Source organism: uncultured Salinicola sp., from assembly GCF_937921195.1.
Lineage (GTDB): Bacteria > Pseudomonadota > Gammaproteobacteria > Pseudomonadales > Halomonadaceae > Salinicola.
On record NZ_CALFQK010000170.1, the window covers coordinates 18,864 to 30,282 of the forward strand.

Below are 11,419 nucleotides of genomic sequence, written 5' to 3' on the forward strand. Positions count from 1 at the left end.
TGTCAAGGCTGCTCCCCCAGGCGCTCGATCAACTGAGCCATCTCCATGGGGCGGCCCAGGAAGTAGCCCTGGTACTGCCTGACGCCCAGGGTTTGCAGCAGATGCCACTGCTCCTCGGTTTCCACGCCCTCGGCGACGGTGTCCATGCCGAGCAGGTTGCACAGGCCGACGATGCCCGCCAGCAGGTGGCGTGAACGCTGGTCCGTCTCCAGGTCATGCATGAAACTGCGATCGATCTTGATGGTGTCGAAGGGAAGCCGCTTGAGATAGCCCAGCGAGGAGTAGCCGGCGCCGAAGTCGTCCATCGCCACCCGGAAACCCTGGCGCCTGAGATGCTCGATCCTGGCTTCCGGCGCCTGCGTGTTCTCCAGGAAGACGGACTCCGTCACCTCCAGCTCGATCTGGTCGGTGGTGATCCGGTGGCGTTCGCAGGCGCGTCGCAGCGTGTCCGCCAGTTCGTCATCCATGACGTGCAGGGCAGAGATGTTGACCGCAACGGGCAGGGGGTTGCCGGTCGCGGCGAGAAGGGCGGCGTAATGCGCGGCTCTCTCGATCGCCAGGTTCCCCAACGATGATGCCATGCCGTTGTGCTCCGCCAGTGGCACGAAAACGCCGGGTGGCACCTGGCCATACTCCTCGGTCGTCCAGCGCGCCAGCAGTTCGGCACCGATCACGCGATTGCCGTCATCGAACTTGGGCTGGACGACGAAATCGAGCGAATCCTTGGCGATCGCCTCGCGCAGGCGCGAGAGCATCGATATCTGCTCCAGGTTGTGGTGTTTCAATTCCCGGTGGTAGGCGACGATGGCGTTCTTGCCCCTGTCCTTGGCGGCGTACATGGCGATGTCCGCATGCTTGAGCAGGGTCTCGCCATCGCGACCGTTCTCGGGGGCGTGGACGATGCCGATGCTGGCGGTGACACTGATCTGATGCCCGCTGATCACCATGGGATGGGATAGCGCCTCGAGAAGTCGCCTGGCGATCTTGTCGGCCAGTTGCCTGTCGCCGTCGACGTCGATCACCACCACGAATTCATCGCCGCCCCAGCGTGCGACCAGGTCCCTGCTCCGTAGCGTGGCACGCAGGCGCTTGACCATGATTTTCAGTAGCGCATCGCCCGACTGGTGGCCCAGCGAATCGTTGATGTACTTGAAGCCATCGAGATCGACGAAAAGCACCGCCAAGCTATGTTCCGGGGCGAGCTTGAGCAGGCGCCGGTTCAGGGTCTGCTGAAGCGCCGCCCGGTTGGGGAGCTGGGTCAGCGTGTCGATTCTGGCGAGATGTTCGAGTTCCCGCTCGGAACGCTTGCGGGCGGAGATGTCGCGCAGGGCAACGATGTAATGGGTTTGCCCGGTATCATCCAGCGTGAAGTGACTAAGTGCCAGCTCGACGGGAATGGGAGGCTCTCCGTCGACGTGAAAGAGCCCCTCGTGATGCAGGGTTCGGTCACTGACCGCGGTCGCTGACGGATCGGACCTCAGGACCTCGGCTTCGATGTAGCGCTGCAGTGCCTGGCCCTGCATCTGGTCCGGTGGCCGGCCGCCGAGCTCGATGAAGGCATCGTTGGTCTCGAGGATGTGCCAGCGCTCGTCCACCACCAGCATCGGATCGCGGGAGGCTGCGAAAGCGTGAGCTCTCACGCTGCTACGCCCACGCTGATCGCGGGGGTCGTCGATGATCTCCCAGGTGCCGGTGGCGACGAGTGGCGCCGCCGCCTCGTCCCTGGCGACGACCGCGCCACGGACACGCCACCAGACCGTGGGTTGGCGGGTATCGGCGCGTATCAACAGGTCGATGTCACTCTGCTCGCCGCCGTTGATGCGCCGCCAGAGCGAGATCAAGCGGCGGCGCTCGGTCGATGGCATCGTCTTCAGCAGCGACCACCAGTCGATCCACATCTGCTCATGCGTTTCGACGGTGTCGCCCACGGCCGTGCCACACAGGAAGCCGCGGTCCGGAGACGACCATCGCCAATAGGAGGCCCTGGCGGCTGTCATCGCTTCCAGCAGCCAGAGGCGATGGGTTCCTTCCCCGGTCATCGAATGCCGCGACGACACTGGGGTCGAGGTCGCCCCTCCGGCGGTTCTTCCGGCATCGAGAGGCTGGTCACTCTGAGGATCGTCATCAATGGGCATGAAGTGGATCTCGATCGCGCTGAATGGCGAAATGCATTCACGCGGCGTGATGGAAATCGTATCGGCGACTTCAGTGAAAACTTGATGTCAGGGCGTCGCCCATGCGCAGTTGGCGCCAATCATGATCGTGCAAGGCGCCCAACCGGGCTCGGTCTTTACAGCAGCGCGATGGCGAACAGAGCCAGAACCGCGAGAAAACCCACCACGAAGATCGCCGAACGCAGGGTGGCCAGATCCAGCGCATAGCAGAGGCCATGGCCGATCCGGGCCACCACGAAGATGACGCAGGCGACATCCGCCAGCCAGCCGCCGCTCCCCACTGTCTCGACGGCGACGATGGCGGCGGTGAACAGGGCCAGGGCTTCCCAGGCATTCTGCTGTGCCGCCCAGAGACGGGCGCCTCGGCCCTCCATTCGCGCGTACTGCTGGCGCGGGTGATGATTGTCCATCCGCCCAAATTCACGCCGCCTGACACTGCTGCCCCAGAAGGCCAGCCAGAACGGCAGCAGGGCGGTTGTCAGCAGGCACCAAAGTGGCAGACTCATCAACATCCTCTCGACCGGCTCCCGTTGCGATGCTACTCCGCCGCTCCTAACCAAGGTAGCAGATCACTTGCCGGCCGTTGCTCCAGTGTCATCACGATCTCGAGGAGGGGATCCGCTCGCTTGCCGAGCACCGGCTCCGTCAACTGGCGATACTTGGTCTCGATTTCGGTGTCGCTGAAGGGATTGGTGGGATTGCCACGAGCCTCGCAGGGCCCGCTGGCCAGCACCCGGCCATCGTCGAGCGTGACAGTGGCATGCGCCCAGCGCTCCGCTGGGAATTTTGCATCGTAGTCGTCATGACGATGGACATGAACGCGGCGAGCCAGAGCCTTCAGGTCGGGGTCTGCCAGCAGTCGGGTGACGCTAGCGGCATCGACACGCCCCGAGGCCGCTGCGCAGGCAACTGGCCAGGGCAGGCTGTATTGGGCTGCTTCGGTGGTAGCGGGGTTGGCCGTCGCCAGACATGCGCCTTCATGGAAGGTATGGACGTCGATCCGTGCGATGCGGCCCGAATGACCGATCGAGTTTCGCAGGGAAAGAATCGATTCTACCGCCGGCTGGGCCCAGCGGCAGACCGGATACGCCTTGAAATACTGTTCGTGCAGATACCAGCGTCGGCCGAGGTCGTTCCAGATGTCGGCGACGGCCTCGTCGAGAACGGTGACGGCGGGCGCCCCGGTGAAGCCGTCTCGCGCCAGCAGGCTGGCTGCCACGCCCCCCATCGCGCCCCAGCCGGAGCCGTCCTTGACCATGGTCGGATGGTCGATACAGCGCATCATCTGGCTGCGTGGCCCATAGAACTCCGCAATGCCCATCGCTTCATGCAGGCGACGACGATCGAGGTCCAGCAGTTTCGAGCTGAGCGCGGCGACCGCAATGGCGTTCCACGCCCCTGAGGTGTGGTAGTCGCAGGCGGTGGCGTGCAAGGCGATCCCGGCGCGCGTGGCCACTTCATAGCCGAGCGTCAGCAGGCCGAGGAACTCATGTCCGGACAATCTCTCGGTCTCGGCATGGGCAAGCAGTCCCGGCAACACGGCAACGCCAGCATGTCCTTTGGTCAACACCTGGCCGTCGTGGGCATCGAAAGCATCGATCAGCCAGGCACCGTGCAGTGCTGCGCCGGTTTCCGAGGCGCTGCCGGGGGTAAATAGTAGCGGTCGGCCGCCGCCGTGCTGCGTTCGAACGTAGCGTGCGGCGATGCCGGCCAGTTCGGTCCGGGTCGCGGCGGCGGCAACGCCGATGAGATCCAGCAGACAGCGTTTGGACTGGTGCAAATGGTGCACCTCCAGCTCGCCGGGCTCGAAGCGATGAATCCAGTCGATGGGGTCCAGATAGGACATGGTGAATGGTCCTGATCGCGTTAGGGCGTCCGCTTCAACAACTCCAGAATCAGCGGCGTATTGGCATCGCGAAGTGTCGGCAGCTCGAAACGTGCCCGGGCGATGGCCTCCAGGGAGAGTTCGGCATCGATCAGTGACTCCCCCGGGGCGGCCTCGGCGAGGGTCTCTCCCCGCGCCCCCAGTATGCGGCTGCCGCCCCAGAAGTGATGCTCGCCCTCGGGGCCGTAGCGGTTGGTCATGATCACGGGGGTACCGTAGGTCATCGCGTGGAAGCGGAGTGTCAGCGGCCAGTTATCCTCATTGGAGAAGCCGGGGGCGACGATCTGCGACGCCGAATTGATCGGCGCGCAGAGGATCTCCGGGCGCCGCAGCATGACGGCATGGACGAGAGCCGGATTCCACAGGTCGGCGCAGATCAGCGGCGCGGCCCGCCACCGCTCGTTGATCTCGGTCAGTGTCAGCCGCTCGCCGGAATGAAACCACTTGCCTTCCTCGAGGCCGCCATAGGTCGGTAGGTTCAGCTTGCGGTGCACGGCCACCACGCGGCCGCGCTGCAGTACGGCAACCGCGTTGTAGATTTCGCCGGGGCTGGCGGATTCGACGAAGCCGACCATGACCTGCATGTCGCCGCAGGCCGCTGCCAGCGACATCAGCAGGACGCTGTCCGGTGAGCATGCCACACCGGCGGCAAGCGGGCCCAGGGCGTATCCGGTCAATGACAGTTCCGGGAACACCAGCAGGTCGAGGTGGCGTCGGCGCGCCTCGTCGATCCAATGGCGATGGCGGTCGGCGTTGTCCTCGAGATCACCCAGCGCCGCGTTCATCTGGACGGCGCCCACGCGAAGGTCGGGGGCGGTATTCATCTCTCGTCCTCTCGTCGAGAAGCCGCCCGAGGCGGCGGCTTCAATGTCGAATGACCAGGTGCCGGGCGTTACAGCAGATCGTGCTGATCGAGAAAATCCTTTGCCACATCCTCGATGTTCTGGCGGTCCACGTCGACGCTGGCATTGAGACTTGCCATGGTGTCATCATTGAGCAGTGCCGACAGCTTGTTCATCTGCGCCGCCAGTTCGGGGTTGGCTTCCAGCGTCTCCTGGCGCACCACCGGAGTCAGCGCATAGGCGGGGAAGAAATTCTTGTCATCGTCCAGCGTCACCAGGCCGTAGGCGGGAATGCGCCCATCCGTGGAGTAGGCGATCGATACATCGACCTGCTCGTCACGCAGTGCCGGCAAGGTCAGGCCGAAGTCCATTCGCTTGATATTGGGGCGACCGAATTCGAATCCGTAGGCTTTCTGGAGTGGACGCAGGCCATCCTCGCGAGCGTAGAACTCGGCATTGGAGGCGAAGGTGAGCGCTTCTCCATCATTGATCGTCTTGGCCAAGTCCGAAATGGACTCGATGCCGCGCGCGCTGGCGTCATCGGCGCGCATGGTCAGGGCATAGGTGTTGTTGGCGTCGGAGGGATCGAGCCACACCAGCCCCTTCTCGGCATCCAGGGATTTGACCTTTTGATAGGTTTCCTCGGGGGACAGCTTCTCGGTGATGCCGTTGTAGGTAATCAACGACGTACCGGTGTACTCCCAGTACAGGTCTATCTGGCCGTTCTCCTGAGCACGCCGCAGCACGGCCGATCCCATCCCGGCGCGTTTGTCGACGTCATAGCCATGCGCCTGCAGATACTGGTCTGTCATGCTGGCCAGGATCTGCTGTTCCGTGAAGTTCTTGCCCCCCACGGTGATGTCGGCCTGGGCGACGCCGGATGCAAGAACGGTCGCTGCCAGAAGTCCAGTGATCAAGTGTTTCATCGGTTCTCTCCTCGTGGTGAAATCTGGGGTCGTCATGATCGGGCCTATAGCGTTGTCCGAGTCGGCGACGTCAGCGCTGACGGCCGGGATTGACGCCTCGGGGCACGATCAGAAAAGTGATCAGCGCGACGGCGATGTCGACGCCCACAGCCAGCAGCGCGGTCGGAATCGCACCTGACAGCATCATTACCGTGTCGTAGAGGTCGATGCCGGTGAAGATCAGCTCTCCCAACCCCCCGGCACCGATCAGAAAGGCCAGCGGGACCGTCCCGATGTTGATTGCCAGGGCGGTACGGATACCGGCGAAAATGACGTAGAGCGCATTGGGCAACTCGACTCGAAGTAGACGCTGCGTGGGCGACATGCCGAGCCCGGCGGCGGCCTCCATCAACGCTGGAGATACGCTGCGCAGGCCGACATAGGTGTTGCGGGCGATGGGCAGCAGCGTCGCCACGAACAGGCCGAACACCGCCGGCAGGGTACCGATGCCCAGGAAACTCATCGATAGTGCCAGCACCGCCAGCGTGGGGATGGTGGTGCCGACGTTGAGCAGTTGCATCAGCGACTCCGCCCATTTCGAGATGCTGGGGCGCGACAGCAAAATACCCAGCGGCACGGCGACGATTATCGCCAGACTGCCCGAGATCAGAGTCAGCCACAGGTGCTGGACCGATAGGTATTTGACATCGGGCCAGTAGAATAGGAAGTCGTCGACCAAGCCGCTGGCCTGGGCCCAGACACCGGCGAGAAAGATCAGTATTACCGCGCCGAGTTTCAGCGCGCTGGAGAGCGACCGTATCGGCATGTTTCAGCTCCCCGCCGGCCGATCGCCGTCGATAACCGGTTGGGCCGTACGGCGCGAGCGGTAGCGCGAGCCCAGATGATGGGTCATGTCCCGCTGCGTGATCTGTCCGCAGAGACGCCCGTCATCGTCGACGCAAGGTAGCCAGGTCGTGTCATGGGCGAACATCAATGACGCCACCTTGCGGAGGTCGTCGTCGAGATGCACGACGGCGGGCAAGCCGCGGGTATGGTCACGGCAGTAGCCCTGTTGGCTGGCGGTAGTATCGCGAGAGATGACACCGATAGGGCGGCGACGGTCGTCGACCATGAGAATCGCGTCTCGGTAGCCATGAGAGTCGATCCGCTCCCGGGCCGTCGCCAGGGTGTCGGTGACGTCGACGGTACCGATATCGTCACTGACGACATCACGAACCCGGACCAGGTTCAGGCGCTTGAGTGCCCTGTCCTCGCCGAGGAACGACTCGACGAAGGCGTTCTTGGGGGCGGACAAGAGTTCATCCGGCTCGGAGTACTGAACCAGCTTGCCTTCGCGAAAAATGGCGATGCGATCGCCCATCTTGATCGCTTCGTCGATATCGTGGCTGACGAACATGATCGTCTTCTTCAGCGCCGCCTGCATCTTGAGGAACTCGTCCTGGATCACGGCGCGGTTGATCGGGTCGATGGCGCCGAAAGGCTCGTCCATCAGCATGACCGGAGGATCGGCCGCCAGGGCACGGGCGACGCCGATACGCTGCTGCTGGCCGCCGGAAAGCTCGCTGGGATAGCGCTTGAGAAACGCTTCGGCGTCCATCGCGATCATGTCCATCAGTTCGCGGGCACGCGCTTTGTAGCGGTTCTTGTCCCAACCCAGCAGCTTGGGCACAACAGTGATGTTCTCCTCGATGGTCATGTTCGGGAACAGGCCGATCTGCTGGATCACATAGCCAATGTTGCGGCGCAGGTCTTCGGTGTTCAGGCCGCTGGTATCCTCGCCATCGAGGAATACCTTTCCCGAGGTGGCGCGAACGATCCGATTGATCATCTTGAGCGTGGTGGTCTTGCCGCACCCGGAAGGACCCAGCAATACGCAGATCTCCCCCTGGGGCACTTCCATGCTGATGTGATCGGCGGCGATTACCGCGCCGTCCGGCGTGTCGAAAACCTTGGTCAGATTGTCCAATCGAATCATGGCTCGTCCTTAGGTGGCCTGGCGAACCGCCGAGACCATGAGTTCCAGATAACAGCCTCGAGAACGGAGGTACTGCCGGCTAGGCCGCCGCAGTGGAAACGGACATCCCTTTGGGTGTCAGGTGCTTCTGCAGTGCCAGCAGGGCATAGTCGGCGATTATCGCCAGCAGACTGACCGCCACCGCGCCGACGATCAGCTGACGGGGGTCGGATTGCGAGATTCCGCGACTGATGAAGGTTCCTAGCCCGCCGGCGCCGATGTAGGCCGCGATGGCCATGACCCCGATATTGAGAACGACCGCTGTACGTACGCCTGCCATGATGACCGGGACCGCGAGCGGGATCTCCACCATTCGCAGGCGCTGCCGGTGGCTCATGCCGACGCCGCGGGCTGCCTCTCTGAGTGCCGGATCCACATTGTGGATGGCGGTATAGGTGTTGCGGATGATGGGTAGCTGGGAGTAGAGCAGTACGGCGATGACTGCGGGTAGATAACCGATGCCCTGACCGATGAGGGACAGGATGGGAATCATCACGCCGAACAGGGCCACCGAAGGGATGGTGACGATGATCGAGGCGATGTAGAGCACGGCCTTGGCGACTCGCTCGTTCTGCGTAATCGCGATGCCGATGGGAACACCGGTCAACGTCGCGATCCCGACGGCGACGCCGACCAGCGAGATGTGTTCGAGCGTGCGAGTGCCCAGTAGCCCCAGATTATCAAGGGTGTATTGAAGGAGTTCCACAGGCAATTCCTCTAGTTATTGCCAGAAAGTCGGCAAATTGTGACGTGAGAAGTTGTCTGGAGTGACGGTTATTTTTATAAATTCATATTATGCCGATGATAATAACATGCTCGGGACGGCCATCGTCCGAAGAGCGGCATTGTAATGTTCAATGTGATCGATGCTCGATGCTCATAGACCTATTTTGCAATGCAATGGAAGCTTCACGTATGTTGGCCTGGCTCTCCGTTGACGTCCGAGGACCACGCCATGGCCATATCTTCCCGCTATCACGTCGGTGCTGCGCAGATGAACTGTCATCTTGGCGATGTCGAGGCCAACGTTGAGCTGCACCGCGAGATGATCCGCGAGGGTCGCCGACGCCGACTCGATCTGCTGGCCTTTCCCGAACTCTCTCTAACCGGCTACAACCTCGGGCCCGCGGTTGCCGATGTCGCCATGGCTGCCGACGATCCAAGGCTCGTCGATCTGGCCCGCGAGAGTGGTGACATGCTGACCATTGTGGGGTTGGTCGAAGCCCTTTCACCTGGTGAATACGCCAACGCGGCGGCTTGCTTGAGACAGGGACGGGTCGTCGCCGTGCATCGCAAGATCAACCTGTGTACCTACGGCGGTCACGAGGAGGGAAAGCTGTTCAGCCACGGCGGTCGACTGACCCAGGTCGAGGCCGGCGGGCTGACGTCCAGCGTGATGATCTGTGCGGATCTGTGGAATCCCGGCCTGGCCCATGCCGCGATGCTCAAGCGACCCGACCTGATCGTCACCCCGATCAACTCGGCGCTGGGCATGGTGGAGGGAGAGTTCGACGATGCCGCCAACTGGCTTGCCTGCCTTCGCTTCTATGCCATGGTCTACGCTACCCCTGTCGTGATGGCACATCGTGATGGCGACGAGAGGGGCGGGCGCTTCTGGGGCGGTAGCTGTATCGTCGGTGTCGACGGTCATCCCATGGCGACTGCCGACCCGGGGCAGGGCATCGTCAGTGCGGTCATCGACCGCCGGGACATTGCCCGGGCCCGCTTTGCCATGCCGACGCACCGGGATGCCAATACTCGTCTGGTGGCGTCACTGCTCCAGGCGCAGCTCCGAGACGAATCGGCCTGACATGCGGCGCGAATGCCCCCGCCGAAAGCGTTCCAGGCCTCAGACGCAGTGCCGGGGGATGCGCTTTCTCCAGTGCCTCGCCACCACGCAGTCGTCGCCCGCGAAGGCCTTCAGCGTCGCTTCGAGATAGAACCCTTCGGTATCGCACTGAAGCTCTGCCCGGGTCTCGGTGCGGGCTTCCCATTCGCCACGCTGGAAGTGCTGAACCCAGTTCTTGCTCATGCGAGCCGTTGCCGGGTCGGATGGATCGATACCGTAGCGCTCGTCGGCGCGGGCACGATTGACCAATCCGTGGTCATAGGTGATCTCGCCGAAGTCATCGACGATCTCGTGCTGGGTCCAGTCGTCCTCCAGCGATTTTCTGATGGCGCGCTGATTGTCGCCGGCGCGGCTGATCCGATGCTGTACCGGTCCTGCGTAGACCGCTGGTTCGAAGGTCGGCGCCGGTAGCCCGTTATCGCGCCGGATGGGGAGCTCCAGCCGGCTGGAGCTCTCATCCAGCGTCAATGTCACGGCACCTGGACTTGGCCAGATCAGCGGCCAGTAAGCGGTGGTAATCGAGATTCGCAGCCGCTGGCCGGGCAGAAACCGGTGACAGAGTTGATTGAGCGTGACGGTCACTTCCTGAGGAGTGTCGACGGGCACGGCGCTGGGTGCGGTGTGGCTGTCGCGGTGACACAGGTTCAGGACCCCGTAGGAGACGCGCTGGGAGGTGCCATCCGGGGCGACGTCGCAGAGACGCACGATCAGGTTCGCCTGGGGACGGTCGACGCTGACCCGCAGCGTCAACGCCGGACGGCCCAGGACGACCAGTCCGTCATCGCCGATCGTTCTGTCGAAACACAGTGAGCGGGCGTCGTCGAGGCGCTGATCTCCGGCAATCTCCGCGCCGCTGCAGTGCGGGATGTACTCGCCGCACTGCCATCCCGTGTCCTGGGGCGCGTCGAGTCTCGTTCGGGACCGCGAAGACGGGGCGGACGCCAGCTCTGCGGCGAGTGCCAGACGGCCATCGCCCAGATGCCAAGTCTGCGGTTCGACGGTCGGGCTTGGCCACGCCGGCTCCGCCAACCATTCGCCCGGCATGTTGCGCGCGCGGTTGTCGGCGTTGGCGAATTGCTGACAGTAGATGCGATAGCTGGGCTCGTCCATGATCCCGCGATCGACCCCCTTGAGCCAGTGATCCCACCAGCGCAGCGCCTCTTGGAGGAAACCGATCGTCGGCCCCGGTATGGCGACATGCGGATAGGCGTGAGGCCAGGGCCCCACGATCCCCAGGCGCGGACAATCGGCGTGCTCGAGCAGCTCGGCGACGAAGTTGACATAGGCGTCCGCCCAGCCGGCGACGGCAAGGATCGGCGTCTTCAAGCGCAAGTAATCCTCGCAGACCGAGCCGTGTCGCCAGTAGTCGTCACGAGTCTGGTGGGAGAACCAGTTCTCGGCGACGAAGGGTTGACGCTCCAGCCGATGACACCAGAGCTCTCGCCAGTCCGGACGAAGCATGGGGTCGGGTGGCCGGGACATGAACGAGAGCGAGGACGCTGCCCAGCCAAAATGCTCGTTGAGAATCGCGCCGCCCTTGTAGTGCACGTCGTCGTGATAGCGATCGACGGTGGCACCGACGGCGATGATCGCTTTCAACGCCGGAGGCTGACGAGAGGCCACCTGCAGCGAATTGAACCCGCCCCAGGAGATTCCCATCATGCCGACGTTGCCGTCGCACCATGGCTGGCTCGCGATCCAGTCGATCACGGCGACGATGTCATCCTGT

Annotated in this window: 10 protein-coding genes; 1 reads left to right on the forward strand and 9 read right to left on the reverse strand. The window is 63.2% G+C overall.

Annotation, left to right across the window (positions count from 1 at the left end):
- Positions 1-2: 2 nt before the first annotated feature.
- The 8 genes from Q0602_RS20585 to Q0602_RS20620 form a co-directional block, all read right to left on the reverse strand.
- Positions 3-2,135: an EAL domain-containing protein gene (locus Q0602_RS20585; RefSeq protein WP_298847566.1), complete on the reverse strand. Its 2,133-nt coding sequence runs from the start codon at positions 2,133-2,135 to the stop codon at positions 3-5.
- A 155-nt stretch (positions 2,136-2,290) separates the two neighbouring features.
- Positions 2,291-2,680, reverse strand: coding sequence for an MAPEG family protein (locus tag Q0602_RS20590; RefSeq protein WP_298847570.1), 390 nt, complete (start codon positions 2,678-2,680; stop codon positions 2,291-2,293).
- Positions 2,681-2,712: 32 nt separating this feature from the next.
- On the reverse strand, positions 2,713-4,020 hold the full coding sequence (locus Q0602_RS20595; protein ID WP_298847572.1) for an MmgE/PrpD family protein: 1,308 nt from the start codon (positions 4,018-4,020) through the stop codon (positions 2,713-2,715).
- 20 nt (positions 4,021-4,040) lie between these two features.
- Positions 4,041-4,883: a nitrilase-related carbon-nitrogen hydrolase gene (locus tag Q0602_RS20600; RefSeq protein ID WP_298847574.1), complete on the reverse strand. Its 843-nt coding sequence runs from the start codon at positions 4,881-4,883 to the stop codon at positions 4,041-4,043.
- Between the two features lie 68 nt (positions 4,884-4,951).
- On the reverse strand, positions 4,952-5,827 hold the full coding sequence (locus tag Q0602_RS20605; protein WP_298847576.1) for a glycine betaine ABC transporter substrate-binding protein: 876 nt from the start codon (positions 5,825-5,827) through the stop codon (positions 4,952-4,954).
- A 70-nt stretch (positions 5,828-5,897) separates the two neighbouring features.
- Positions 5,898-6,632 carry an ABC transporter permease gene (locus Q0602_RS20610; RefSeq protein WP_298847578.1) on the reverse strand — a complete coding sequence of 245 codons (735 nt, stop codon included), beginning with the start codon at positions 6,630-6,632 and terminating at the stop codon, positions 5,898-5,900.
- A gap of 3 nt (positions 6,633-6,635) precedes the next feature.
- Positions 6,636-7,802, reverse strand: coding sequence for an ABC transporter ATP-binding protein (locus Q0602_RS20615; protein ID WP_298847580.1), 1,167 nt, complete (start codon positions 7,800-7,802; stop codon positions 6,636-6,638).
- A gap of 79 nt (positions 7,803-7,881) precedes the next feature.
- A complete protein-coding gene (locus tag Q0602_RS20620) occupies positions 7,882-8,547 on the reverse strand; it encodes an ABC transporter permease (RefSeq protein ID WP_110599088.1) in 666 nt (221 codons plus the stop codon).
- A 249-nt stretch (positions 8,548-8,796) separates the two neighbouring features.
- On the opposite strand from Q0602_RS20620, the gene Q0602_RS20625 reads away from it, so the two are divergent.
- Positions 8,797-9,651 (forward strand): nitrilase-related carbon-nitrogen hydrolase, encoded by an 855-nt coding sequence (locus tag Q0602_RS20625; RefSeq protein WP_298847583.1) that lies wholly within the window; start codon positions 8,797-8,799, stop codon positions 9,649-9,651.
- 39 nt (positions 9,652-9,690) lie between these two features.
- Here the strand turns inward: Q0602_RS20625 and Q0602_RS20630 are convergent.
- Positions 9,691-11,419 (reverse strand): CocE/NonD family hydrolase (locus Q0602_RS20630; protein ID WP_298847585.1); only part of this gene is annotated, 1,729 nt, incomplete at its 5' end.